Origin of the sequence: Propioniciclava sp. MC1595 (assembly GCF_017569205.1) — a bacterium.
Classification (GTDB): domain Bacteria; phylum Actinomycetota; class Actinomycetes; order Propionibacteriales; family Propionibacteriaceae; genus Propioniciclava.
This window is the reverse complement of record NZ_CP071870.1, coordinates 768,945-793,699: the sequence shown is the minus strand read 5'-3', so window position 1 is coordinate 793,699 and position 24,755 is coordinate 768,945. Positions and strand designations below refer to the sequence as shown.

The 24,755-nt window shown below is 69.4% G+C and carries 19 protein-coding genes and 2 pseudogenes; 8 read left to right on the top strand and 13 right to left on the bottom strand.

Annotated features, from left to right (window positions below):
• Nucleotide 1 precedes the first annotated feature (1 nt).
• Nucleotides 2–634 carry a hypothetical protein gene (locus J4N02_RS03670; RefSeq protein WP_188334146.1) on the bottom strand — a complete coding sequence of 211 codons (633 nt, stop codon included), beginning with the start codon at nucleotides 632–634 and terminating at the stop codon, nucleotides 2–4.
• Here J4N02_RS03670 and J4N02_RS03665 point away from each other — a divergent pair.
• From J4N02_RS03665 to J4N02_RS03635, 7 genes are all read left to right on the top strand, one after another.
• Nucleotides 633–1,619 (top strand): aldo/keto reductase, encoded by a 987-nt coding sequence (locus J4N02_RS03665; protein WP_188334147.1) that lies wholly within the window; start codon nucleotides 633–635, stop codon nucleotides 1,617–1,619. The two genes, J4N02_RS03670 and J4N02_RS03665, sit on opposite strands and share 2 nt — an antisense overlap.
• Before the next feature lie 124 nt (nucleotides 1,620–1,743).
• Nucleotides 1,744–2,643 (top strand): zinc-binding dehydrogenase, encoded by a 900-nt coding sequence (locus tag J4N02_RS03660; protein ID WP_188334148.1) that lies wholly within the window; start codon nucleotides 1,744–1,746, stop codon nucleotides 2,641–2,643.
• A gap of 33 nt (nucleotides 2,644–2,676) precedes the next feature.
• Nucleotides 2,677–3,369 carry a hypothetical protein gene (locus J4N02_RS03655; RefSeq protein WP_188334149.1) on the top strand — a complete coding sequence of 231 codons (693 nt, stop codon included), beginning with the start codon at nucleotides 2,677–2,679 and terminating at the stop codon, nucleotides 3,367–3,369.
• Nucleotides 3,348–3,815 (top strand): hypothetical protein, encoded by a 468-nt coding sequence (locus J4N02_RS03650; RefSeq protein WP_182818740.1) that lies wholly within the window; start codon nucleotides 3,348–3,350, stop codon nucleotides 3,813–3,815. Before J4N02_RS03655 ends, J4N02_RS03650 begins: the two co-directional genes overlap by 22 nt.
• 109 nt (nucleotides 3,816–3,924) lie before the next feature.
• Nucleotides 3,925–5,175: an ATP-binding protein gene (locus J4N02_RS03645; RefSeq protein WP_243760861.1), complete on the top strand. Its 1,251-nt coding sequence runs from the start codon at nucleotides 3,925–3,927 to the stop codon at nucleotides 5,173–5,175.
• 348 nt (nucleotides 5,176–5,523) lie between these two features.
• Nucleotides 5,524–7,191, top strand: coding sequence for a glycoside hydrolase family 13 protein (locus J4N02_RS03640; RefSeq protein WP_182818743.1), 1,668 nt, complete (start codon nucleotides 5,524–5,526; stop codon nucleotides 7,189–7,191).
• A 287-nt stretch (nucleotides 7,192–7,478) separates the two neighbouring features.
• A protein-coding gene (locus J4N02_RS03635; protein ID WP_188334151.1) for an IS3 family transposase occupies nucleotides 7,479–8,626 on the top strand; the annotation gives its coding sequence in 2 pieces (ribosomal slippage) (nucleotides 7,479–7,757 and nucleotides 7,760–8,626; 1,146 coding nt in all).
• A 371-nt stretch (nucleotides 8,627–8,997) separates the two neighbouring features.
• Here the strand turns inward: J4N02_RS03635 and J4N02_RS03630 are convergent.
• The 10 genes and pseudogenes from J4N02_RS03630 to idi all read right to left on the bottom strand — a co-directional run.
• Nucleotides 8,998–12,372, bottom strand: coding sequence for a DEAD/DEAH box helicase family protein (locus J4N02_RS03630; RefSeq protein WP_188334152.1), 3,375 nt, complete (start codon nucleotides 12,370–12,372; stop codon nucleotides 8,998–9,000).
• 67 nt (nucleotides 12,373–12,439) lie between these two features.
• Complete coding sequence (locus J4N02_RS03625; RefSeq protein WP_188334153.1) at nucleotides 12,440–13,612, bottom strand: Fic family protein; 1,173 nt, start codon at nucleotides 13,610–13,612, stop codon at nucleotides 12,440–12,442.
• A gap of 443 nt (nucleotides 13,613–14,055) precedes the next feature.
• Nucleotides 14,056–14,349, bottom strand: coding sequence for a hypothetical protein (locus J4N02_RS03620; RefSeq protein ID WP_188334154.1), 294 nt, complete (start codon nucleotides 14,347–14,349; stop codon nucleotides 14,056–14,058).
• Entirely contained in the window at nucleotides 14,349–15,524 is a 1,176-nt protein-coding gene (locus J4N02_RS03615) for a restriction endonuclease subunit S (protein ID WP_188334155.1), read from the bottom strand. The genes J4N02_RS03620 and J4N02_RS03615 overlap by 1 nt, the downstream gene beginning before the upstream one ends.
• Nucleotides 15,521–17,086 (bottom strand): class I SAM-dependent DNA methyltransferase, encoded by a 1,566-nt coding sequence (locus J4N02_RS03610; protein WP_188334156.1) that lies wholly within the window; start codon nucleotides 17,084–17,086, stop codon nucleotides 15,521–15,523. Before J4N02_RS03610 ends, J4N02_RS03615 begins: the two co-directional genes overlap by 4 nt.
• 62 nt (nucleotides 17,087–17,148) lie before the next feature.
• Nucleotides 17,149–17,409, bottom strand: coding sequence for a type II toxin-antitoxin system RelE/ParE family toxin (locus J4N02_RS03605; protein ID WP_188334157.1), 261 nt, complete (start codon nucleotides 17,407–17,409; stop codon nucleotides 17,149–17,151).
• Between the two features lie 34 nt (nucleotides 17,410–17,443).
• Nucleotides 17,444–18,343, bottom strand: coding sequence for a phytoene/squalene synthase family protein (locus J4N02_RS03600; protein ID WP_188334158.1), 900 nt, complete (start codon nucleotides 18,341–18,343; stop codon nucleotides 17,444–17,446).
• On the bottom strand, nucleotides 18,340–19,833 hold the full coding sequence (gene crtI, locus J4N02_RS03595; protein ID WP_243760860.1) for a phytoene desaturase family protein: 1,494 nt from the start codon (nucleotides 19,831–19,833) through the stop codon (nucleotides 18,340–18,342). The genes J4N02_RS03600 and crtI overlap by 4 nt, the downstream gene beginning before the upstream one ends.
• Nucleotides 19,830–20,735, bottom strand: a pseudogene (locus J4N02_RS17155) (polyprenyl synthetase family protein); the annotation flags it as partial. The pseudogene J4N02_RS17155 and the gene crtI, both read right to left, overlap by 4 nt.
• 213 nt (nucleotides 20,736–20,948) lie before the next feature.
• Nucleotides 20,949–21,494: pseudogene (idi, locus tag J4N02_RS17150) on the bottom strand (isopentenyl-diphosphate Delta-isomerase); the annotation flags it as partial.
• An 85-nt stretch (nucleotides 21,495–21,579) separates the two neighbouring features.
• Here idi and J4N02_RS03585 point away from each other — a divergent pair.
• Nucleotides 21,580–22,476 carry a MerR family transcriptional regulator gene (locus J4N02_RS03585; RefSeq protein ID WP_188334160.1) on the top strand — a complete coding sequence of 299 codons (897 nt, stop codon included), beginning with the start codon at nucleotides 21,580–21,582 and terminating at the stop codon, nucleotides 22,474–22,476.
• Between the two features lie 138 nt (nucleotides 22,477–22,614).
• Here the strand turns inward: J4N02_RS03585 and J4N02_RS03580 are convergent, their stop codons facing one another.
• Together J4N02_RS03580 and J4N02_RS03575 are read right to left on the bottom strand one after the other, a co-directional pair.
• The gene (locus tag J4N02_RS03580; protein WP_223202576.1) at nucleotides 22,615–23,721 is read right to left on the bottom strand and encodes an alcohol dehydrogenase catalytic domain-containing protein; all 1,107 of its coding nucleotides are present in this window, start codon (nucleotides 23,719–23,721) and stop codon (nucleotides 22,615–22,617) included.
• A gap of 93 nt (nucleotides 23,722–23,814) precedes the next feature.
• Nucleotides 23,815–24,720, bottom strand: coding sequence for an SDR family oxidoreductase (locus J4N02_RS03575; protein ID WP_188334161.1), 906 nt, complete (start codon nucleotides 24,718–24,720; stop codon nucleotides 23,815–23,817).
• Between the last annotated feature and the right edge of the window lie 35 nt (nucleotides 24,721–24,755).

Genomic DNA, 24,755 nt, shown 5'->3' with positions numbered 1-24,755 from the left:
GCTAGCCGGGGACGCGGGCCAGCAGCGGCAGCGTGCCGTCGGTGAGCACCATCAGGGTCGCGATGGTGATCATCACCCGCGCCATGACGAAGCGGTGCCGGTCGACCTCCTGGGACGGCAGCGGCAGCAGGGTCTCGGCGAGCTGGCGCGAGCGCCAGATGTCGTAGCCGAAGGCCTGCAACCCGCCGTGGTCGTCGGCGAAGCGGTTGGAGGCCATCGTGGTGTCGGGCACGAAGTTGACCACGGCGAGACACTCGCGGTGGCCACCCTCGAGCACGGACACGCTGTTGGGGGCGAGCCGGTCGAGCAGGTCAAGGATCTCGCTGCGGTCGGCGAAGTAGGTGTCCTCGCGGGCGCGCAGCATGAGGGCTGCCCCGAGCACGCGCAGGTAGTTGTCGCGGTCGAAGCTCGCGCCCATGAGCGTGCGGACGAGGCGCTTGTGGTCGTCGACCAGGTCGGGGTCGGTCATGACGGTGACCACCGTGTCGAGGCCGTCGATGGCGCCGCAGCCGATGCCGTCGGTCTGGTCGAGCCGGTCGTCGCGGTGGCCGCCGGGCGCGAGGCCGTGGCGGAGGTAGGAGTGGATCATCGTCTCGGCGTCGTTGAGGGGCATCTTCGGCAGGGTGGGATCCATGGACAGGCGACGCATGGAACGGTTGGGCCTCGACACCTCGGTCATCGGCATGGGCTGCTGGCAGATCGGGGGCAGCTGGGGTGAGGTCCCCGAGTCGGACGCCCTGGCCACCCTCCACGCCGCCGCGGACGCCGGCGTCACTTTCTTCGACACCGCCGACGTGTACGGCAACGGCCGCAGCGAGCAGCTGGTCGGCCGGTTCCGTCGTGAGCGTCCGGCCGGGTCGGTGTTCGTGGCCACGAAGATGGGACGCCGCGCCGACCCCCACGTGGCGGGCGCGTACACCCTCGACTACTTCCGCGCCTGGAACGACCGGAGCCGTGCCAACCTGGGGATGGACACCCTCGACCTGGTGCAGCTGCACTGCCCGCCGTCACCGGTGTTCACGACCCAGGCGACCTACGACGCGCTCGACACGATGGTGGCCGAGGGCCGGATGCGCGCCTACGGCGTCAGCGTCGAGCGGTGCGACGAGGCGTTGGCCGCCATCGAGCGACCCAACGTCGCCAGCGTGCAGATCATCCTCAACGCGTTCCGGCTGAAGCCGCTCGAGGAGGTCCTCCCGGCCGCCGTCGCCGCGGGCGTGGGGATCATCGCCCGCGTCCCCCTCGCGAGCGGCCTGCTGTCGGGGCGCTACACCGCGGACACGGAGTTCGCTGTCGACGACCACCGCTCATACAACCGGGAGGGCGCCTCGTTCGACAAGGGCGAGACGTTCTCGGGGGTGCCCTACGACGTCGGCATCGCTGCGGCGCAGGAGTTCGCCGGCCTGGTGCCCGAGGGCGTGACGCCTGCGCAGTTCGCCCTGCGCTGGATCGTCGACACCCCCGGGGTCAGCATCGTCATCCCGGGTGCGCGCAACGCCGAGCAGGCGAGGGCCAACGCTGCCGCCGGCTCGCTGCCCCCGTTGTCGGCCTCCCAGCGGGACGCCGTGGCCGCGCTGTACGACCGACGCATCCGGGAGCACGTGCACGCGTCCTGGTGACCTTGGGCCGTTCCTCCTCGCGCAAGGCGTGGGCAGGGCAAGCTGGAGGCGGACCTGCAGCAGTGTGGGCGCCCGGCGTGCTCTGCTGCCCCAGCCTGACGAGAGGACCGGCCATGAAGGCGGCATGGACTTCTCGAAGCCCCACCCGTTGACCGGCGCGACGCTCCCCCAGATCCTGGGCCACGAGTTCGCCGGGACGGTCGCCGAAGTGGGCGAGGGCGTCACCGGCGTCGAGGTCGGCGACAAGGCCGCGGTGTGGGGCGTCTACTCCTGCGGTGAGTGCCGCGCCTGCAAGCTCGGGTTGCCGAACGCGTGCGAGAAGATCTCGTTCCACGGCGTCTACTCCCACGGTGGGGGCATGGCCGAGTACACGACGGTCACGGCCGACCGCTTGCACAAGCTCCCCGACAACGTCGACCTGAAGATGGGTGCACTCGTCGAGCCGATGGCCGTGGCCTGGCACGCGGTGAAGGTGTCCGAGGCGCAGCCGGGCGCGACCGCCCTGGTCGTGGGCGCGGGACCCATCGGCATCGGCACCTACTTCGCCCTGCGCGCGAACGGCATCGACAAGGTGATCGTGTCGGAGCCCTCGGCCGAGCGCCGTGCAGCGATCCAGGCGGTGGGGGCGACGCACGTCGTCGACCCGTTGGCCGAGGACCTGGCCGCGGTCATCGCCGAGGTCGCCGGGCCGCAGGGCCTCGACTTCGCCTACGACGCCGCCGGCAACGGCCCCGCCTTCGTGCAGGCCGTGGCGCTGCTCGGTGCGCGCGGGCTCATGACCGTGGTGGCGTTGCACGAGAAGGCGGTGGAGTTCAACCCGACCCTGCTCGTGATGGGCGAGCGGCGCATCTGCGCGACACTGGGCTACCTGCAGGAGGAGTACGACGAGGTCATCGCCGCGATGGCCGAGGGCAAGTACGACTTCACCGGCTGGGTCGAGACCACCGACCTCGCCGGCGTCGCCGATGCCATGGAACGGCTGCGTGCGGGCAAGGCCATGAAGATCCTGGTCGAAGCCGTGTGACACGTAAGGAGTTGGTGGAGCGGGAGGACATTCATGCAGTCCGGGCCGGGGAGCGAGGGCGGACGCCGAGCCACCCTGCTCCGGTCCGGCCGCTGGGTGGTCTTCCCGACGTTCGCCATTGCCGTTGTCCTCGTGGTGCTCGTGGCGGCCCTCGCTTCCATCCCGTCCGGCGAAGGTCTGGTGCGGAGTTGGTGGGGATCCACCGCGCTGGGACTCCTCATGCTGGTCTGGTACGGCGCGGCTGTCGGGTCACTGGGGGCCAGCACCACCGTGCACGCGCGGACGACGCTCGGTCGCCTGGTCGACGCGTTCAGCGCTGAGGGGTGGATCGGACGGTGGCTGACCCCGGAGAGCGAGCGCCGAGCCTGGGCGGCGCTCGCGGCCAAGACCGCAGCCACGTTGGTGCTGGTCGGCTACCTGGTGAGTCAGGGAACGGCGCTGACCGGCTGGGGGCAGTCGGCGATCGTGGCCCTGCTCGTGATCGTGCTCCTGGCGCTGGAGTCCTTCGTCCCGTTCAGCGACCTGCGCCAGGGGGCGGGCCTCGCAGGGCGGCTCCGGGTGAGCATCACATCGGCCATGGCTGCCGTTGGCGTACTGGTCGCCATCTCCCTCCTCCTGCTGGCGCTTCTTCGGCCCCTGACACTGGTGGGGATCTCCTGGTGGTTCTGGCGGCCCTGTTCGCGCCAGAGCCGGTCGCTCACGGGGTGGGTCGGATCATCACGGTGACGTCGTGCGGCGTTGTGGCGGCCTGGGCCTGGGCGCAGGGCCCCACCCTCGGCCTGCCGCCAACGACGCTCAACCCCCTCGGCATCTCCGTGGTGGCGATCATTGTGGTCTTCCTCGGTGCTGTCGTGGCCCAGGTCTTCCTCGCCCTGCGGGCCCGGCAGTGGGGGTTTCCGGTCTTGGTGTTCGCGGTCGCCGTTGGGCCCCTCGCAAACGTGGTCACGCACGAGCGCGCCGGAGTCGTCCCGGTGAACCTCCTCGTCCTCCCGGCACTGGCGCTCGCCCTTCTGCTGGGACGCCGGGTCAGAAGGCGGCTGGTCGAGCCCGGGGAGGTGATCCGGTGGAGCGTCCTGAGCCTGATCGCAATCGACGACCCGGCTGCGGCCACTCTGGCAACGGGCCCTATGAAGGCGGGCCTGCTCGGCGGACCGGAACGTGACCACGCCTGATGGCAAGAGGACGCCCGAGTGTCCAGATGTTAGGTGTTTAGGTGTCGAGTTGTTAGATAGAACACCGTCCGAATGTTAGGGTGAATGGGTGGAATATCGGCGCAGGATCGTGGACGGGACCCTCGACGAACTCTTCCCTCACCTGGCGGCGATCGCCCTCGAGGGCGCCAAAGGGGTGGGCAAGACCGCGACCGCCACCCAGCGGGTGGCCACGGTGTTGTCGCTGACCAACCCCAACGAGCGAACGGCCGTGTCCAGCCATCTGGACCTGGTCACCGACGTTCCCGGCCCGGTCCTGATCGACGAGTGGCAACTCGAACCCGACGTGTGGGATCGAGTGCGGCGGGCAGTCGACGACGACCCCGCCGGAGGCCGGTTCCTGCTGGCCGGGTCGGCGGGAGTGGCGCCGGGGGCGCGGGTGCACTCGGGTGCGGGCCGGATCGTGAGCCTGACGATGCGGCCGCTGGCGTTCAGCGAGCGGGGCTTGGCCGAACCGTCCGTATCGCTTCGGGACATGCTCGCCGGCGTCCGGCCCGCGATCACCGGGACCTCCCCCATCGACCTGCCCGGCTACACCGACGAAATCCTCCGCTCGGGGTTCCCCGGGATCCGTGACCTGCCCGAACGGGCCCGACAGGTCCAACTCGACAGCTACCTCACCCGCATCGTCGAGCGAGAACTGCCCGACAGCGGGGTGAACGTGCGGCGTCCCGCAGCGCTCCGAGCGTGGCTGGCCGCGTATGCTGCGGCGACCGCGACCGACGCCGCCTTCGCCACGATCCTGGCCGCCGCCACACCAGGCGAGGGCGACAAACCGGCCCGGCAGACCGCCGACATCTACCGCCAGCACCTACAACGGATCTTCCTTCTCGACCCCATCGAGGCCTGGACGCCGGCGTTCGCCCCCCTGAAGCGACTCACCCACTCCCCCAAACACCACCTCGTGGACCCCGCCCTGGCCGCCCGCCTCGTCGGCGTCGGCAAGACAGGACTCCTCCGAGGACAAGGAAACCGCGTCCACGCAGCCACCGGCACCTGGCTCGGGGCACTGTTCGAGTCACTGGCCGCCCAATCGGTTCGCGTCTACGCCGAAGCAGCCGAAGCCCACATCGGACACCTACGCACCAAGAACACCGACCACGAAATCGACCTCATCGTCGAAACGGCCGACCGCTCCACCCTCGCGATCGAGGTCAAACTCACCGACACCATCAGACCCGCCGACGTCGAACACCTCAACTGGCTCAGCGGACAACTCGGCGACCGCCTCGTCGACCGCATGATCATCTACACCGGCCGACACGCCTACCGCCGCCCCGACGGCATCGCCGTCGTCCCGCTCGCACTCCTCGGACCCTGACCACCCGCCTACCGATTGGCGTCACCCAATCCACAGGCCGATGGCACGGCGTTCACCCACCTACCCGATGGTCGTGAGCGCTCAACTGTGCCCAGGTCGACGTCCATCTTCGGGCCTCGCACATCGTCGTCGATCCGGTGTCCGCCAGCATTGCGACTGCTGCAGGAACGCTAGCCAAGCCCCCGCCAGGTATCCCAGCAGGAATGGGCCCGTCACCAGCGCCGCGGTCACCCCTACAGGACTCAAGGCCCTAGGGTACCCAGCCGGGGCATCGTGCGCGGGAGGGACGAAGGTCCGTCGGATCTGACACGCGAGCAACGTTGCAGCGAGCACGCATAGGCTGGGTGCGTGACCCCGCAGAGCGCCCAGACCACGCCCGCCACGACCCAGCCCTGGTGGCGAGAGGCCGTCTTCTACCAGGTGTACCCGCGGTCCTTCGGGGACACGACGGGCGACGGTGTCGGCGACCTCGCCGGCATCACCGCCCGCCTCGACCACGTCGCCTCGCTCGGTGTCGACGCCCTCTGGCTCTCGCCCTTCTACCCGTCGCCGCAAGTCGACGCGGGTTACGACGTCGCCGACTACTGCGACGTCGACCCCATGTTCGGCACGCTCGACGACCTCGACACGCTCGTCGCGGCCGCGCACGCGCGCGACCTGCGCGTGACGATCGACCTCGTCCCCAACCACTGCTCCGACCAGCACCCCTGGTTCCAGGCCGCGCTCGCGGCCGGCCCCGGCAGCCCCGAGCGGGAGCTCTTCCACTTCGTCGACGGACGCGGTGAGCGCGGCGAGCTCCCCCCGAACAACTGGCGTTCCGCGTTCGGCGGACCGTCGTGGACGCGCGTCACCGAGCCCGACGGCACGCCGGGCCAGTGGTACTACCACCTCTTCGCGCCCGAGCAACCCGACTTCAACTGGGGTCGCCCCGAAGTCCTCGCCGAGTTCGAGCGCATCCTCCGCTTCTGGCTCGACCGCGGTATCGACGGCTTCCGCATCGACGTGTCCGACGCGCTCATCAAGGACACGGCGTGGGAGGACACGCCTGACGGCAACCCGCTCATCCCCAAGGACGACGCGAGCGGAGTCCACGAGATCTACCGGGCGTTCCGCGCCGTCATGGACTCCTACGACGGCGACCGCATGGCCGTTATCGAGACGGGGGCGCCCGACGATGTCGTCGCGCTCTTCCTCCGGCCCGACGAGATGCACCTCGCGTTCAACTTCCGCTTCGTCAAGGCGGGTTGGGACGCGGCCGCGATCCGCGCGGCGGTCGACGACTCGCTCGCGGCGTACGGCGCGGTGGGTGCGCCGACGACGTGGGTGACGGACAACCACGACACGACGCGCTCGGTGACGCGCTACGGCGCGGACGTGCGGCTCGAGGGCGAGTACGTGCCGGGCTCGACGGCCGAGCTCCCGCTCGACGACGCCGCGCTCGCTCGCGGCACGCGCCGCGCTCGCGCGATGGCGGTGCTCCTGCTCGGGCTGCCGGGCGCGGCCTACGTGTATGCGGGGCAGGAACTTGGGCTCCCGGAGGTCGTCGACCTCCCTGCCGAGGTCCTCCAGGACCCGATCGTCGCGCGCTCGGGCGGCACGTCGCGCGGGCGCGACGGCTGCCGCGTGCCGCTGCCGTGGGCGGGCTCGCGGCCGCCGTTCGGCTTCGCGCCCGACGGCACGACGACGTGGCTGCCGCAGCCGGAGGACTGGGCGTCGCTGACGGCGGAGTCCCAGGCCGACGACGACGCCTCGATGCTCGCGCTCTACCGGGCGCTCGGCACGCTCCGGCGTGCCGAGCCCGCGCTGCGGGGCGGTGACGTCGAGTGGCTCGAGCAGACGGCGACGCGCCTCGTGCTGCGCCGGACCCCTGCCGCGGGCGTCGGGGGCCGGGCGCTCACGCTCGTCGTCAACCTCGGTGAGGAGGCGGCGCCGCTGCCCGACGGTGAGCTGCTCCTCGCGACTGCGCCGCTCGTCGGGGGGATGCTCGCGGGCGAGTCTGCGGGTGTCCTCGCCTGACCGCGGGCGGTCGGGCGGGTGAGGGTGCTCGGCGACGGGTGACCCACTTCTGTACCGGTTGCTGACCCCCGTGCGCGTTGTCAGACTTCTGAGTGCACGACCCCTGTCCGCTCTGCGCCAGGGAAGGCGGTGCGCCCGGAACCATCCGGTCGCCCTCACACCGAGGAGTCCTGCGATGGCCGCAGACACGACAACGCACTCGCACCCGACGACGGTGGGACTGCTGCACGAGTAGGTGACAACCGATCTGTGGGGCCCTGCGGGGTCCTGCTGGAAGGATGTTTGCCATGCCGAAACCCCACCCAAGAGAGTTCCGCGACGACGTCGTGGCCGTGGCCCGCAAGGGCGAGGCGCCGATCGCCCAGATCGCGAAGGACTTCGGGATCAGCGAGTCTTGTCTGCGGAACTGGCTGCACCGGGCCGATGTCGAAGACGGCGTCCGGTCCGGGACCACCGAGGCCGACGCCAAGGAACTCCGCGACGCGAAGCGCCGGATCCGGCTGCTAGAGCAGGAGAACGAGGTCCTGCGTCGAGCGGCGGCGTACCTGTCGCAGGCCAACCTGCCGGGAAAATGATGTACCCGCTCGTCAAAGAGCTGGCCGCCGGCGGGATCCCCGTCACGGTCACGTGCCGGGTCTTGAAGCTCGCCCGCCAGCCCTACTACCGCTGGCTCGCCCACCCCATCAGCGACTCCGAACTCGCCGAGGCCTACCTGGCCAACGCCCACCACGATGATCCGGAGTTCGGCTACCGACTCCTGGCCGATGAGGCGCGCGCTGCCGGCCACACCGGGTGTGACCGAACAGTGTGGCGGATCTGTGCGGACAACGGCTGGTGGAGCGCGTTCGGCAAGAAACGTGGCCGCAACGGCAAGAAGCCCGGCCCGCCGGCCCACGACGACCTGGTGAAGCGGGACTTCACCGCGACCGGGCCGAACCAGCTGTGGCTGACCGACATCACCGAGCACTGGACCGATGAGGGCAAGTTGTACGAGTGCGCGATCAAGGACGTGTGGTCCAACCGGATCGTCGGCTACTCCATCAGTGACCGGATGAAGTCCAAGATCGCCGTCGACGCGCTCAACATGGCCGTCGCACGCCGCGGGAGCGTGGCCGGCTGCATCGTGCACAGCGATCGAGGCAGCCAATTTCGTTCCAGGAAGTTCTTGGCCGCGCTCCGCCGTCACCAGCTGAAAGGGTCGATGGGCCAAGTCGCCTCCGCCGGCGACAACGCCGCCATGGAATCCTTCTTCGCCCTGCTCCAGAAGAACGTCTTGAACCGGCAACGCTGGCACACCCGCCACGACCTCCGGATCGCCATCGTCACCTGGACCGAACGCACCTACCACCGCCGCCGACGCCAGCAACGCCTCGGCCGATTGACCCCCATCGAGTTCGAGACCATCATGACCACACCGGCCCTCCAGGCCGCCTAACCCAACCTGTCACCAAGACGTGCAGCAGTCCCAACCCACGCTTGTGCGTGATCCGATGCCACCCAAGACGAGTCACCCGCGTGGCAGGTCCACGCCTCGGCCACCAATTCCCTGAACCGGGCCAGCCTCGACCGGGAGAGTCGACCCCAGAGCCCACCGATCTCTTTCACGAGCCATCACGCTCAGCCGGATAGCGGCGAGACCCGGAGCCTTCTCCCACGGCCACCGTAGCGACCACCACCCGTCACCAAGAGGCACTCCAAGTCATACAAGCCGGTTATCCATGGTGGAACTCACAAGCTCCACACTATCCAAGTAGGCTCACGCTTGGACGGGTTACGTCAGTGCTCCTCCCCACCCCAAGGCTGCCCTCAAGCTGGCGTCGCTGTAGCCTCCACGCCACCGAGAACGTCGATCAAGTAGGCCACCTGGGCGTCCGCAAAGAGCACCTCAGGACCACCAAACGCGAAGTCCGTGAACGGGGCCTCGTAGAGGCGCCTTGCCGGCATCGTGCCGTTCGCCGTCAGGTGCTCAATGATCAGCTCGATGAAGCGCAGCTGATCGGCGCTCAGATCCGAGCCTGCGGTGAACTCAGAGAACGCCTCGGCGGCGGCAGCCCGGTCCAAGCCCACCAGCGAGCGAACGAACAACCCAAGCCCGTTCGACTCCTCGGCAGCCTTCTCAATGTCCGCAGCTTTCCCGGCGCCAGAAGCCTCCAACAGTCCCTGCAACGAATCAAGGTCAGTCGGTGTCAGCTGCCGGTTGTGACGCAGCCGGTGCAAGGCGATGTTGTCCTCGTGCTCGCGCAGGTAGGCGCGAGCCTTGGCCTTGAAGCGCTCCCAGTTGGTGCCGACCGAGATCCCGCGGAGCTCGACCTCGGAGGACTCCCCCAGCTCGTCAGCCAAGTCGGTGTAGACGATCTTCCGCTCGCCCTTCGGCAGGAACTTCACCAAGGCACGGACTCGACGCCGAGCAAACTCCAGCATCGGCAGGGTCACGTCGACCCACCACTCGTCCCCTGCCAGGTCTGCCAACACCGCGGCCTGCGCCGCGATCACCGGGATCGTCGTCTGCGTGAGCAGCCGGGCCGCGATCCCCTGCACCCGTGCCCGTCCGGCCTCGAAGTCGAGGTGATCGCCGCTCAGGACCGCCAACTGCAGCGTCAGCATGATGAGGTCGAAGCGCTTGGCGTCCTCATCATCGTCACGCACAGTCGACGGCAGCCCAGCCAGCCCCTCAGCGATCTCCGACACCGACCCAGCGTCCAGCCGCGCCCACGCGGTGGCGTCCGTGTACTTCTGAACGAGCGCCCGATGGGGCCGCACGACGAAGTTGTCCAGGTTCATCCCCGCCACGATGCGGTGCAGTTCCGCTGCCGTGTCGAATCGCAGCTCATCGAACTCGGACGATCCGACCTCGTCCAGCTCCGACACCAGCTTCAGCCGCGACTCGAATAGCCGCTGCCCGAGCGACTTCTGCACCGATCCCTCGGCTCCGGCGCCGGGCTGGTTGAAGTACTCCAGATTCATGCAGAAGTCGAAGATGTAGAAGTTCTGCTTGTCCAAGCCAGGCCCGAACAGGTCAGGCGACAGGCGGGTGCCGCGTCCGACCATCTGCCAGAACTTGGACGCCGAGCGCACCAGTTTGAAGAACACCAGGTTCACGACCTCAGGCACATCGATCCCGGTGTCGAGCATGTCCACCGAGATCGCGATGTGCGGCGCCGACTCGGGCTTCGAGAAGTCGTCGATCAGCGACTGGGCGTACTCGGTCCGGTACGTGACGATGCGCGCGAACGAGCCCGCGAACTCGGGGTAGGCCAGGTCGAAGCGCTCGGAGATGAACTTCGCGTGGTCGTTGTTCTTGGCGAAGACGATCGTCTTGCCCAGACGGTCGCCGCCGGCGACGCGGTGGCCGCTCTCCATGAGCACCTTGAGCGCCTGGTCGACGGTGTCGGTGTTGAACAGCCAGCGGTTGAGTTCCTCGGGGTCGATGTCGGTCGGCACCTCGTCGTCGTCCGACCACTCCAACGAGTCCCAGTGCTCCTTCTCGGCCTCGCTGAGCTGGTCGTAGTGGATGCCCGCCCGCATGAACTTCAAAGGCACCGACACCCCGACGGGCGGCACCAAATAGCCCTCGGCCACAGCCTCGTCCAGCGAGTAGGCATCGGTCGGGACGCCATCCTCCAGGTGGAACAACCCGTACGTGTTCCGGTCGACCTCGTCCTTCGGCGTCGCCGTCAGCCCCACCAGGTACGCGTCGAACCACGAGAACAGCGCCCCGTACTTGGCGTACACCGAGCGGTGCGCCTCGTCGATCACCACGAGGTCGAAGAAGCCGGGGCCGAATCGGCGGCGTCCGGAGTCGTCGTAGGAGTCGACCAGGTTCATCATGGTCGGGTAGGTGGCGACGAAGACCCGCCCGTCGCCCGTCTTCTCGGTGACAAGGTTGACCGTCGCCGCGTCGGGCAGGTGCGTCTTGAACGCGCCCGCAGCCTGGTTGACCAGCGCCACCCGATCGGCCAGGAACAGCACCCGCTTCACCCAGCCGGCCTTCATCAGCTGGTCGACCAGGGCGATGATCGTGCGGGTCTTGCCCGAACCGGTCGCCATCACCAGCAGGGCTCGGCGCCGACGCGCCTCCAGTGCGTCGTCGATCGCCCGCACGGCGCGCAGTTGGTAGTGCCTCCCGGCGATGGTCGAGTTCACAGGCACCGTCGCCAGCGGCAGTTGCGTGCGGCGACGCTGGATCATCAGCTCCAGCTCGTCCCGCGTCAGGAACCCGGCGACCTCGCGCGGCGGGTAGCCGGCGGCGTCGTCCCACAGGTGGTGGGTAGCCCCATTGGAGAAGAAGATGACGGGGCGGCGTCCGGTCATGCGTTCGAGCGCGTCGGCGTACAGCTTGGCCTGCTGCTGCCCCACGATCGGGTCGCGGCGCGTCCGCTTGGCCTCGATGATCGCCAGCGGCAGCCCGTCGGCGCCCCACAACACGTAGTCAACAAACCCTTCACCGCCGATGTTGGGCATGCCCGTGATCGGGTATTCGCGGTCGCGCGCCTCGGCGAGGTCCCAGCCGGCTTCGAGCAGGTCGGCGTCGATGAACAGCGCGCGGGTGTCGGCCTCGTCGAAGTCGTCCACGTCGGCGGGGTGGATCTGCGCCGCTTGGGCGGCAGCGATCTGGGCACGCAGGGCGTCCAGTTCGGCTTGGAGGTCGTCCCGCTCGGCGCGCTGGGCGGCCATCGCGGCGTCCCGCTGATCGAGCTGGGCGCGCAGGCTCTCGATCTCGGACGCCGTGCGCGGCGGTGGGCTGGTGGGTTGCGGTCCGGGCACCAGGGCAGCGTCGAAGGGCGCCGGACGCCGCCAGTGCGGGTCCGTCGAGTAGCGCGTCGCTGCCCAGGCGGTGAAGCGGTGCAGCTCGCGCAGGACGCCGAGCGCGACGGCCTCGCTGATCGGCTGTGCCCGGTGAACCGCGGCGTTGCCGACCTTGCGGATCGCATGGGCGATCTCGGCGACACGGACACCGACCGCGCGGAGGAACCCGTCATCGGCCAGCCGCGCGGCGAGGTCGTCGCGGTAGGGCTCGCGGAGGTTCTCGAGGTCGTAGATCCACTCGACGACCTGCTCGACGACGCGCCGGGCGTAGAACACCGCCGTGCGCGGGTCGGTGCGTCCGTACGACTCGGCGCGCACAGCATCCGGGTGGACGTCCGTCCACTCGGCGGCGAGGAAGTCGAAGTTGGAGGTCATGACGACGCAGGCTTCTGTTTGCGCGTGTATGCATAGACTTTGCGCTCAACGTGTCCTAATGTCTTAATCATTGAGACATTGGCCTCTCACGCACCGCTTCGCGAATGGATGCCATGAGGTCGGGGTAGGGGTCCTCCAGTGGCCCGCGACTCTCCCGAATCCGCTGTCGCAGCTGGCGGATGGGCGCGCCCGCAACGTAGTAACGCCCGCGGGTCTGCCCAAAGGAGTCGAGAAGGCCAGCGTCAACCAGTTCCTTGAGGTCCCGGGAGGCAGTTCGATCCTCCACGCCCGTCTGCTTCGCATAGCCGGGACGCTGAACCCGGTAGCCCAACGCGGCATCGACGAGCGCGTCGTACGAGCGGTCAGGGATGCCCAAAGGCTCACCCAGCTCCTGCAACTGACGCCAGATCTCCGTGACCTCGTCGAGACGACGCCGCACGGTCTGCGCCTGCATGTGATGCGCCCGAAGATTGAAGCGCACCCAGTCGAGCGCGTCACCGTCGGGGTTCCAACGCCCACGGCCAGTCTTGGCCAGAACGAGGTAGTAGTCCTCGGTGTTGCTCCCCAGCCACTCCTCGATGCTGGAGAAGTCCGGCTCGAGGATCCCATCCCGCCCCAACACGAAGGTTTGGAGCACGCGAGCCATCCGCCCGTTCCCATCTCGGAAGGGGTGAATCATCACCAGGTTGAGGTGCGCCATGGCTGCGGCAACCAGTGCAGACCCCGTCGCCTCCGCACACAGGTCGTCGGCGAATGCCTTCATGAGCCCCGGGACGCGTTCGGGATCCGGCCCCTCATACACAATCGCGTCGCCGACCTCGTCGTGCACATAGATCTCGGACGCCCGGAACCGCCCCGGCGACTTGGACAGGTCATGTTCCAACAACAGGAAGTGCAGTGACTTGATCGCCTGCAGGTCCGGACGCACGTCGGGGTCGCCGATCATGTGCAACACGTAGGTCAGCACACGTCGGTAGGCCGTGATCTCTGCAGCGACACGCTCGTCGGCCGTCAGAGGAGGTTGCTCGTCGACGACCGCAAGAGCGTCATCCGGCGTGGCATTGATGCCCTCGATGCTGTTCGAGCCCCGAATCGCCTTGGCCCGAGAGGTTCTGCGCAGCGCACCCTGCCAGCGGGTCGGCACGCGGAGGTACGCCGCCAGTTCGGTCCGCAGCGCCTGAATCTGAGCCAGAACCTCGTGATCGCGCGCGCCGAGGTCTGGCCGCTGGTACAGCTCCATGCCAGACCTCCTCGTGTCCCAATGTCCGAATCATAAAGACATTCGGACACGGACGCCAGCCCTGCCCGCTCCGGCGCAGGTCGAGCCGCTGAGGCGCGGCCAAACATACAAATAGACAAACTACGAGGCCAGCGGGTTCATCAATGGTTGTTTGTTTGTATGTTTGGCGGTTTGCAGGACCTCAGGACTCCCTGACCTCGCGTTCCTCCCACGCCCCGAACGTCTGACCGAACGCCGTCGCCCACGCCTGGCGCCGTTGCAGGACCGCCCTGTCACGATCGCGCTGGCCGTGGACGGCCACTTGGAAACCACATTGCGCGGACGCGCCGGAGCCGTGCCGTTCTCGAGCGTGCAGCGCTCCGCCGTGGCCGCGATCTCGCACAACCGCGACTCCAGGTAGCGCGTCGGCCCCTTGGCGAGGTTGTCGTCCTTGGACGTGATCGTCACCACGGGCGTCCAGAAGTCTTGCCACGCACCTCGTGCTGGTGGGTCTTGAGGCGCCCCGCGATCTCGTCGGTCTCCCCCACGTACAACCGCGTGCCCGCGACGGCGGTTTCGTCGTCGCCAATCAGCATGTACACACCCGGACGCCGCGACTCACCTTCGCGGGACAACAGTTGGGCGAGGTCGGATCGAGGCCCCGACACGAGCCGACCGGTCCAGTTGACGATCTCCAGCGTCGTGAGCCCGCCGGGGGTTCCGTCGACGAGGAACAGTCGCAGTTGCTTGCCAGCCATCAGAGTTCTCCGCTGAACGCGCGCGCTTGCACTGTCTCGAAGAGCACGTGAACCACTGCCTGACGCTGTCTCAAGGGTTCGACAGCGCGCTCGATCGCCTTCAGCTCTGATTCGAATCGCGCCTGAGTTGCGCCGTCCATCACCGGCACGGGCAACTCCCCAAGTTGCGCCTTGTTGATGGACGCAATGCCGGTCGTCTGCTTGGCCGACCGAAGGAAGTAGCGGCGCGACTCGGAGCTCGCCACCCAGGCTGCAAGCATCGCGGGCCGCAGTGAGGCACCACGCTTGAGACGAACACGAAAGACATGGTTCTGATGGAGGGAAAGGGGAAGCTCCTCACGCCACAACGTGCCGCGCCCCAACTTGTCAGGGTCTCCACCTTCGGTAAGCAGCAGGTCGTCCCGCTGCAGCCGATACCGCTCGAGCTCCGCCGGGGTCACTGCGATCGTCCTGACCGAAGTCAGGTTCAGGTGACCTGCCTGCACGTTCGAGACCGCCAGATATGGGACCTCCTGAGTTTGGGCCTCTGACGACAACTTCCGACCCTTTGTAATGCCCGAAACGATGTCAGCCTCGCTCGAGAGGGGTACGCGTCGATCATCAAGACTCGCGATGACTCGCATCAACGCACCACGCAAGAGCGCACCCTCAAACGCCGTCGCTTGCGCCGTCAGCCGCACCAGCTCAGCCGCTCGGTCGAGGATGGTCGCGATCCGGCGCTGCTCGTCGAGGGGTGGGAGCGGCACGCCGAGTTCCTCAAGGTACGCCGCGGGAACCCTTCGTTGCCCCCCGCTACCTGTCATGCGCAACCGGCCAGCCTGATTCACCCGAGGGGTCCTGAGGAAGTGGAGGAGGTACCGCGCGTCGATCTCAGCCGAGGGGCGCACCACGTGAAACTCCGTTGAGCCCATACCGACCCGGGTTGTGAGTTGCGCCTGCCCGATCTTGCCGTTCTCGAAGCACGGCGTGATCTTGGCGACCAAGAGATCTCCGTCAAGCATGGGTGTGTAGCCCTTGGCCACCTCACCGAACGGACGCACCGATTCCGGCGTCGCCGCGGCCGACTGGTCACTCAGGTAAGCCATGGGGACGAACGACACCGGTTCGTCGGAGGCCATGGTGCGGCCCAGCCTCGGGTTGATGTTCGCAATCTCGCCCAACGCGACGGTCTTCACGACAACATCGCCTTCAGTTCGGCTAGGCCCTGCCGGATCTCGGCTTCCAACTCCTCCAACTCCGCAATGATCTCCAACGGATCGCGGGTGTCGGCGTCCGTGTGTTCGATCTCCTTGTACCGGTTCAGCGACAAGTCATACCCGGCCGCAGCGATGTCGGCCCTGGGCACCAGGAACGACTGCTCTGTTCGAACCCGGGCTGCTTCCGCGGACTTCGACAAGCTCAGTTGCCAATCACGCCACCGCGCCAGCACGTCCGGCAGATTGTTCTTCTCGTGCTGCTCTTCGGACAGCTCCAGCGGCTCGAACCGAACGCCGCCCGGGGCGTCCACCTCACGCCGACAGCCGAGCAGCGACTCATCGAGCAGCGGGGTCCGCTTGTCATCGAGCGACCAGCCGTCGGCGCGGAGGTCGTAGAACCAGACGTCCTCGGTGCCGCCCGAGTTGGTCTTGGTGAAGAACAGGATCGCGGTCGACACCCCTGCGTACGGCTTGAACGCACCGGCGGGAAGCTTCACGACGGCGTCCAGCTTCTGGTCTTCGACCAGCTTGCGACGCAGGGTCTTGTGGGCATTCGACGAGCCGAAGAGGACGCCGTCCGGCACGATGACCGCGGCGCGGCCGCCGGGCTTGAGTAGGCGCAGGAACCGCGCCAGGAATAGCAGCTCGGTCTTCTTGGTCTTGACGTCCGACAGCAGCAGCTTCGAGGTCGCCTCGTAGTCGAGCGATCCGGCGAACGGCGGGTTGGCGAGGATCAGGCTGAAGGCCTCGGCGTCCGCATCACCGGCACGCGAGAGGGAGTCGCGGTAGGAGATGTCGGGCGACTCGACCCCGTGCATGAGCATGTTCATGCTGCCGATGCGCAGCATGGTCGAGTCGAAGTCGTAGCCGGTGAAGGCGCCGTGGTGGAAGTGGTGGCGCTGGGCGGCGTCCGTGAGAACGGTCGGGTGCTCGGCGCGCAGGTGCTCGGACGCCGACACCAGGAACCCCGCCGTGCCGCAGGCCGGGTCGCAGATGGTGTCCTCGAGCTGGGGATCCATCATCGCGACCATGAGGCCGATGATGTGCCGCGGCGTCCGGAACTGGCCGTTCTGACCCGAGGTCGCCAGCTTGCCCAGCATGTACTCGTACAGGTCACCGTTGGTGTCGCGGCGGTCGAGCGGCACGTCGTCGAGCAGGTCGACGACCTTGCCCAGGAGCGCGGGCGTGGGGATGGTAAAGCGGGCGTCCTTCATGTGGGAGGAGTAGGTGGAGCCATCGGCGCCGAGCGCGCGCAGGAAGGGGAAAACGCCCTCGACCAGCGTCTGGAACATGACCGCCGAGTCGTCGTTCTTGAACCGCGACCAGCGCAGGTGCTGCTGCCCGGGCTTGAAGATCGGGTCCTCGATCGGCTCACCGAGCCGGTTCGCCTTGTTCTCCTTGAGCGTCTGCAGCTCGTCGAGGCGGCGGATGAAGATCAGGTACGTGATCTGCTCGATCACCTCCATGGGGTTGGAGATGCCGCCGGACCAGAACGCGTCCCACACTCGATCGATCTTGCTGCGCAGCGCTCCGGTCAACATGAGGCACAGGGTAGCGAGGCGGTCAGACACTGCGCGTTCGGGGCCCCCCCGTTCACCCGCGGCTACTTGTGGACGTCGGCGCGGTGCTCGATGGCAACGATGACCACCTGCTCGTCGTCGATCCGGTAGAGGATGCGGTAGTCACCTCGCCGGGCCGAGTGGAGCCCTTCCAACTCGAACCGCAATGGCTTGCCCACCCGGTGAGGACTCTCGGCCAGCGGGCCGTAGACAAACTCCACCGCGGCGGTTGCCACCTTCTCGGGCCATCGCTCGAGCACACACCTGGATGTGCGCGTCCAACCGATGTCGTAGGCGTCGCTCATCGGCCCGGTGCGTGGCCTGCTGGCCCGCTGAGGGTCAGGCGGCCGCGCCGGCTCGTCCGAAGTCGACGTGCGGGACGCCGAGCGCGACCGAGCGCAGCATGACGGCGAGCTTCTCGGCGTCCGGGACGCGCAGGCGCCCGGAGAACACGTCGTAGTCGGCGGCCTCGATCCGGTCGAGGATCCGGCTGTAGAGCACCAGCGCCGTCCCGACGCAGCGCCGCGAGGCCGGCGGGAGCAGCGCCAGGCCCTCCTGGCCCTGGGCGTAGAGCTCCCGCGCGCGGGCGACCTGCTCGGCCATCATGACTCGCCACTCGGGCGTGACGGTCCGGAGCCAGGGGTCGGCGCCGTGACGCGCGAGGTCCTCCTGGGGCAGGTAGACCCGCCCGCGGTCGAGGTCCTCGGCGACGTCGCGCAGGAAGTTGGTGAGCTGGAACGCGTTGCCCAGCGCCCGGGCCGACTCCTTCGCCTCGGGCGAGTAGGGCTCCAGAACCGGGAGCATCATCTCCCCGATCACGGCCGCGGAGCCTTCCATGTACCCGTCCCGCAGCTCCTCCCAGGTCGACCAGGCGTCACGATCCAGGTCGGACGCCATGGCGTCGAAGAAGCGCTCGAAGCACTCCGGGTCGGTGCCGCGCCGGCGGATGCTGTCGACGATGGCGGCCATCACGGGCTCGTCCGATCCTGCCTCCAGCGCCCGGAAGAACATCGCCCGGAACGCGGCCAGCCGCTCCCGCGGCGTCCCACCCTGGGGCACCGCCAGGTCGACGCGGTCCGGCTCGTCGACGATGTCGTCGGCGAGCCGGCACAGGGCGTACACGGTGAACACGTCGCGGCGCTGGGCGGGGGGCAGCAGGCGGGCACCCCAGTAGTAGGTGGTGCCGTACTGCCGGGTCAGTTCCGCGCAGCGCCGGTACCCGGCGGCCAGGTCGGTCATCGGGCCATCTCCTGGACGCGCTGGGCGGCGAGCTTTCCCGAGATCAGCACCATGGGGATGCCGACGCCCGGCGTCGTGCCGGAGCCGGCGAAGAACAGGCCCGGCACCCGCTTGTCCACGTTGCGGGGCCGGAAGGGCCCCGACTGCATCAGCGTGTGGGCCAGGGCGAACGGCGTGCCGGCCGCCATGCCCTGGGCCTGCCAGTCGGCCGGCGTCACGAGCTCCTCGGCGACGATGTCGGTGGGATACCCGAACGAGTCGAGGAACGTGAGCATCCGGTCGCGCAGCCGGGGGCCCTCGCGGGTCCAGTCGAGGCGTCCGACATGGAGGTTCGGCACCGGCTCGAGCGAGTACAGCGTGTGCGCGCCCTCCGGGGCGACCTCCGGCGCGTTCACGGACGGGACGGCGACGTACCGAGAGGGGTCCCGCATGGGGATGCCGGTTTCCATCAAGTCGGTGAACGCCTGCGACCAGGCTTTCCCGAAGTGGATGTTGTGGTGGCCGGTCCCCTCGGGCAGCTCGCCCTTGACGCCGAGGTGCCACACCAAGGCACTCGGAGAGTACTGGCCGCGGCGGGCCACCCGGGGCGCGGTCACGCCGGGCAGGAACCGCTCGTAGGCCACCGGCAGGTCGGCGGTCACCACGACTGCGTCCGCCGCCAGGCGCTCGCCGCCCTCCAGCACCACGCCCGAGGCCGCACCCCCGGGCGCACGTGAGACGCGGTCGACCGAGGAGTCGTAGCGGATCTCCACCCCGGCGTCCTGGGCCGCCCGGGCCATCGCGACCGGTACGGCGTGCATGCCGCCCTCGGGGAACCAGACGCCCTCGATGGAGTCCATGTAGGTGATGACCGCGTACAGCGCCAGCGCCTGCTCGGGAGCGAGACCGGCGTACATGGCCTGGAAGCTGAAGACGCGGTGCAGGCGCTCGTCGGAGAACCTGCGTGCGACCTCGGGTCCGAGACGCTTGAAGCCCCCCAGGCGCAGCAGGTCCAAGGCGGCGGTGGGCGAGCGGAACAGGCCCAGCGGGGAGTTGAAGTTGGCGTCGATGAAGTGGGGCAACTCGACGTCGTTGAGGCGGCGCAGCCAGACCACGAAGTCGTCGAACGCGCGGGCGTCCTTCGGGCCGCTCTCCACCTCGATGACCTCGCGCATCCTCTCGTAGCCGGGGCGGACGAGCAGGCGCGACCCGTCGGCGAAGAAGGCGTGGTACGCCGGGTCGAGCAGCTTCAGGGTGACGTAGTCGCCCACGGTGCGGCCGACGGCCCGGAACGCCTCCTCCAGCAGGGGGACCATCGTGAAGACGACGGGGCCGGTGTCGAAGCGGAACCCGTCGCGCTCGAGGATGCCGTTGCGCCCGCCGGGGAACGACTCGCGCTCCACGATCGTGACGCGATGGCCCGCGCCGGCGAGGTGCAGGGCGGCGGCGAGACCGGACAACCCCGCGCCGACGACGATGACGTGGTCGCCGCGGCGCGCCGCGGCGCTCACGCCATCCGCCAGGCGAGGGTGCGGGCGGCCTCGCTGAGTCCGGTGACCCCAGGCTTGGCGAGCGGCGCCCGTTCGAGGCAGGCCAGCCCCTGGCTGACCTCGTCGGCGATCAGCTGTTCGAGCATCGCGTCGACACCGGACGCGCGGAGCGCCTCGGCGAGCGCGGGGACGTCGTCGCGCCGGAAGTCCGGCGTTCCGACCCGTGCCAGCAGGTCGGCGGCATCGCCCGTCAGGTGCTCGCGGGCCAGCGACAGCAGCACGGTCGCCTTGCCCTCGTACAGGTCGTCGCTGTCGGGCTTGCCCGTACGGGAGGGGTCGCCCCAGACGCCGAGGTGGTCGTCGCGGAGCGCGAAGGCCATGCCGAGGTGGTCGCCGCATGCCATGAGGGCGTCGACGACGTGCTGCGGGGCCCGAGCGGCCGCGGCCCCCAGTTGCAGGGGCCGGGTCACCGTGTAGCGCCCGGACTTGGTGCGGGCGACGTGTTCGGCGTGTCGACGGTCGGGGCGTCCGGCGGCCGCGCCCGTCAGGTCGGCGCGCTGTCCGGCGATCAGTTCCACCGAGAGCTCGTGCCAGGCGGCGCGCATCGCGGGGGGCAGCCCGTCCACCAGCCCGTCGGCGAGGGTGTGGGCCAGGTCACCGAGCAGGATCGCCAGGTTGCGGCCGAACACCACTCCATCGCCGTGCGCCCCGGCCTGCTCGTGCCAGCGGGTCGCCTCGACGTGCGCCGAGGGGCGCCCCCGCCGCTGGTCGGACTCGTCCATGACGTCGTCGTGGACGAGGGCGAACAGGTGGAGCAGTTCCACCGCCGCTGCGGCCCGGACCATGTGCTGGTACCCGGCCTCCCCGTGGAGGCCGCCGGCGGCGATGAAGCCCCAGTACGCCATGGTGGTGCGGACGCGCTTGCCGCGCCCGACCAGCAGGCCGCGCAGCCACCCGGGCAGGTCCTCGGGCAGCACGTCGACGCCGAGGCCGGCGGAGAACTCCTGCCAGTCGGCGGCCAGCGCCGTCAACTCCTCCTCCAGCAGCGCGTCGACGTCGCGGCGCACCGCGTCCGGGTCGGGCCCCGGCTGGCGCCCGGGTGTCACGCCGGACGCCAGCGCCGCCACCAGCTGCGGCACCTGGAGGGCCGCCCAGGGGCTGTACACCCGGGGTGTCGCGGCGATGGCGGTGGCCAGGCCCTCCCAGGGCACCCAGGCCCAGTCGGCCACCTCAGCCGGGTCCGGACGCGGGTCCTCATCGGCGACGAACCCGGCGAACACGGGGCACATCTCGTTCTCGACGATGCCCGAGGCGTCCGTGGCCCGGTAGCGGAAGTCGGGCAGCACCGGGATGAGCGGCCCCACCACCAGACCCAGCTCCTCGCGGATCCGGCGCCGGGCGGCGTCCTCGATGTCCTCGCCGGGGCGCGGGTGGCCGCACGCCGAGTTCGTCCAGACGCCCGGCCAGGTCGTCTTGCCGAGCGCGCGCCGGGTCACGAGCACCTCCCCGCGGGCGTTGAACAGGTAGGTGGAGAAGGCGAGGTGGAGCGGCGTGGCGTCCGTGTGCACGCGCAGGCGGTCTGCGCGCCCCACCGGGTGCCCCTGCTCGTCGAGCAGGACGACGTCGTCGCCGACGGGTGAAGCGGTTACCTCGTAGCGAGGAAGGTTGGCATGGATCGACATGTATCCGTCCAATGTTTGTCGAAGGTGTGTCCGAAACGGTAGCCGGGAGGGCCCACCTGCGCAAGACATATTGTCCAATGTTTGTATGATCTCTGCGCGTCACCTCGCGCGAAGGGAGGAGCTCTTGTACACGGTCAGCCAGGCGGAGGCCCTCACCGGTATCCCCAGCACGACACTGCGTGCCTGGGAGCGGCGGTACGGCATCATCGCGCCGCGGCGCACCGAGGGCGGCTACCGGCTGTACGACGCCGCGCAGATCGCGATGCTCCGCGAGATGGCCGCGCGCGTCCGGGGCGGGATGCGGCCGGCCCAGGCCGCCGCGAGCCTGGCCGACTACCGGCCGCCCGAGCCCGCGCGGGCGGCCCCGCTGGACGCCGGCACCCCCGACCTCGTCGCGGCCGCGGCGTCCCTCGACCCCGCTGCGCTGCGCGAGACGATCGACGCGGCGTTCGGCGCGGCGCCCTTCGAGGAGGTCGTCACGAGGTGGCTCCTCCCACAACTGCGGCTGCTCGGGGAGGCGTGGGAGTCCGGCCGACTGACGGTGGCGCAGGAACACTTCGCCTCCGAAGGGCTGATGGCCGTCGTGGCGGCCGCCTTCCGCAACGCGTCCGGGGAATCCCGCGGACCGACCGTCCTCGTCGGGCTGCCCGCCGGGGCACGCCACCAGCTGGCCCTCCTGGCGTTCGCCACCTGCCTGCGCCGGCTCGGGCCGAACGTGCTCTACCTGGGCGCGGACCTGCCCACGGAGGACTGGGTGACGACGGCGCGCGGCCAGCGTGCGCGGGCGGTCGTGCTGGGGGTGTACTCCCCCGCGGACGCCGCGGCCGCCACCCTCGTGGTGGACGCCATGGCCGAGTCGTCCGTCACGGTGTGGGTGGGGGGTACGTCGGGCGCCCTCGTCCGGGGGGCGACCTCGCTGCCCGACGACATCCCGGACGCCGCCCGCCAGCTGAACCGGAGCCTGCTGACCGGACGCGCCTGACGCGGGTCAGCCGCGGTCCACCGGCGTGCGGGGGGAGGCCGGGGCCTGAGGCACGCCCCCGCCGGCCCGTCCCGTGGGGATCTCTCCGGTCAGCGCGACGTCCTGCGCTGGAACATGTCGTAGCCCTGGGCCGACTCGTCAAGGGGGCAGCCGGTGGGTGGCGAGGTGCTCGGTGTCGAAGTCGTCGGCGTCCGCCTCGATCATCTGCAGCAGTTCGTCGCTCCAGCGGCGGACGTTGGCCTGGCCCATGCGCAGCGTGAGCTGCTTGTCGAAGAGTTGCATCATGTTGATCGGGTCCACCGCCCCGCCGTAGACGCCCGCGATCGACACCGTCCCACCGCGGCGGACCGAGCCGAACGCGGCCCGGAGGGCGGACAGGCGATCCACCGCCGCGTTCTCAGCCAGCGGTACCGAGACCGGCTTGGGCAGGCGCGACACTACCCCGAGCACCCCCGCCACCACGGGGTCGCCGTGTGCCTCCATGCCGACGGCCTCGATGACGCGGTCCGCGCCGCGCCCGCCGGTCAGCTCGAGCACCGCTGCGGGGGTGTCGTCCGTGTCGCCGACCACCTCGATGCCCGCCTCGCGGGCCCGCTGGAGGCGCTCCGGCACCAGGTCGACCCCGATGACCCGTTCGGCGCCCTGCCGCAACGCGCAGCGGGCGGCCAGGTGACCCACCGGCCCGAGCCCGACGACAGCCACCGTGTCGCCCGGCGTGACGTCGGCGTAGCGCGCCGCCTGCCACGCCGTCGGGAGGATGTCGGAGAGGTACATCCAGCGCTCGTCCGGGCCCCCCTGTGGCACGGGGATCAGCCCGTAGTCGGCGTGCGGCACCCGCACGTACTCGGCCTGGCCTCCGGGCACACCCCCGTACAGGGAGGTGTAGCCGAACAGCGCGGCTCCCTTGCCCTGCGCTCGGACCCGGGTCACCTCGCACTGCGACTGAAGCCCCCGCGCGCACATCCAGCAGGCGCCGCAGGCGATGTTGAAGGGGATGACAACGCAGTCGCCCGGACGCACCCGTGTCACCGCGCCCTCCGCCTCGACGACCGTCCCCATGGCCTCGTGGCCCAGGATGTCACCGCGTGTCAGGTAGGGCGCGAGCACCTCGTACAGGTGCAGGTCGGACCCGCAGATCGCAGTCGCGCTGACCTGCACGATGGCGTCGGTGTCTTCGGCGAGTGAAGGGTCGGGGACGTCCTGGGTCTCGACGCGGCGCGGCCCCTGCCAGGTGACGGCTCTCATGAGCAGCGTCTACCCCCACACCGCGACGCGCAAACCCGGACCCGGACGTGCGGGGGCCGTGGCGTCATCGACGCCACGGCCCCCGTGGGTAGGTCAGAAGACCGGCTTGCCGCCCGTGACACCCAGGACCGTCCCGGACACGTACGACGCCTCGGCCGGCGAGGCGAGGTAGACGAACGCGCCCGCCAGTTCGGACGGCTGCCCGGCCCGGCCCAGGGGCGTGTCCTCGCCGAACTTCGGCATGCTCTCCCCCTTCTTGGTCGCCGGCTGGAGCGGTGTCCAGATAGGCCCCGGGGCGACGGCGTTGACCCGGATGCCCTTCGGGCCGACCTCGGCAGCGAGGTTGACGGTGAAGTTGTTGATCGCCGCCTTGGTCGCGGCGTAGTCGATGAGGGCGGTGGAGGGGTCGTAAGCCTGGATCGAGCTCACGTTGATGATGCTCGCCCCCTCGCCCAGGTGCTCGAGTGCCTGTTGGGTCACCCAGAACAGGCCGTACAGGTTCGTGCGGAACACCCGGTCCATCTCCTCGGTCTCCAGGTCCGCCAGCCCGCTGTTGCGGCGTCCCCACTGGAGACCGGCATTGTTCACGAGCACGTCCAGGCCGCCCAGCTGCTCGGCCGCCTCGTCGACCACCTGTCGGCAGGTGGACTCGTCCTGCAGGTCGCCCGGCAGCAGGACGCACCGGCGCCCCGCCTCCTCGACCAGGCGCGCCACGTCCTCGGCGTCGGACTGCTCCTCGGACAGGTAGCTGAGGGCCACGTCGCACCCCTCACGGGCGAAGGCGATCGCGACCGCTCGGCCGATGCCCGAGTCACCTCCGGTGATGAGGGCCTTCAGGCCGACGAGTCGGTCGCGGCCCACCCACGTGTCCTCCCCGTGGTCGGGGACGGGGTTCATCGCGGTGGTGGAGCCGGGCGGTTGCTGCTCCTGCTCGGGGAACCCTCCGGCCTTGCTGACCTTGCTGGCTGCTGCTTCGCGCGTCGCGTTGAGATCGCTCATGCTGACCCCCTACCCGACGACGGAGCGTCTACGCA

What these genes read in the sequence shown, in the direction of transcription:
- J4N02_RS03580 (WP_223202576.1), bottom strand. Translation starts at nt 23,721, where the DNA reads ATGAGAGCCGTCACCTGGCAGGGGCCGCGCCGCGTCGAGACCCAGGAC.
- J4N02_RS03625 (WP_188334153.1), bottom strand. Translation starts at nt 13,612, where the DNA reads ATGGAGCTGTACCAGCGGCCAGACCTCGGCGCGCGCGATCACGAGGTT.
- J4N02_RS03610 (WP_188334156.1), bottom strand. Translation starts at nt 17,086, where the DNA reads ATGTTGACCGGAGCGCTGCGCAGCAAGATCGATCGAGTGTGGGACGCG.
- J4N02_RS03670 (WP_188334146.1), bottom strand. Translation starts at nt 634, where the DNA reads ATGGATCCCACCCTGCCGAAGATGCCCCTCAACGACGCCGAGACGATG.
- J4N02_RS03620 (WP_188334154.1), bottom strand. Translation starts at nt 14,349, where the DNA reads ATGGCTGGCAAGCAACTGCGACTGTTCCTCGTCGACGGAACCCCCGGC.
- J4N02_RS03655 (WP_188334149.1), top strand. Translation starts at nt 2,677, where the DNA reads ATGCAGTCCGGGCCGGGGAGCGAGGGCGGACGCCGAGCCACCCTGCTC.
- J4N02_RS03600 (WP_188334158.1), bottom strand. Translation starts at nt 18,343, where the DNA reads ATGACCGACCTGGCCGCCGGGTACCGGCGCTGCGCGGAACTGACCCGG.
- J4N02_RS03660 (WP_188334148.1), top strand. Translation starts at nt 1,744, where the DNA reads ATGGACTTCTCGAAGCCCCACCCGTTGACCGGCGCGACGCTCCCCCAG.
- J4N02_RS03575 (WP_188334161.1), bottom strand. Translation starts at nt 24,720, where the DNA reads ATGAGCGATCTCAACGCGACGCGCGAAGCAGCAGCCAGCAAGGTCAGC.
- J4N02_RS03605 (WP_188334157.1), bottom strand. Translation starts at nt 17,409, where the DNA reads ATGAGCGACGCCTACGACATCGGTTGGACGCGCACATCCAGGTGTGTG.
- J4N02_RS03630 (WP_188334152.1), bottom strand. Translation starts at nt 12,372, where the DNA reads ATGACCTCCAACTTCGACTTCCTCGCCGCCGAGTGGACGGACGTCCAC.
- J4N02_RS03665 (WP_188334147.1), top strand. Translation starts at nt 633, where the DNA reads ATGGACAGGCGACGCATGGAACGGTTGGGCCTCGACACCTCGGTCATC.
- J4N02_RS03585 (WP_188334160.1), top strand. Translation starts at nt 21,580, where the DNA reads ATGATCTCTGCGCGTCACCTCGCGCGAAGGGAGGAGCTCTTGTACACG.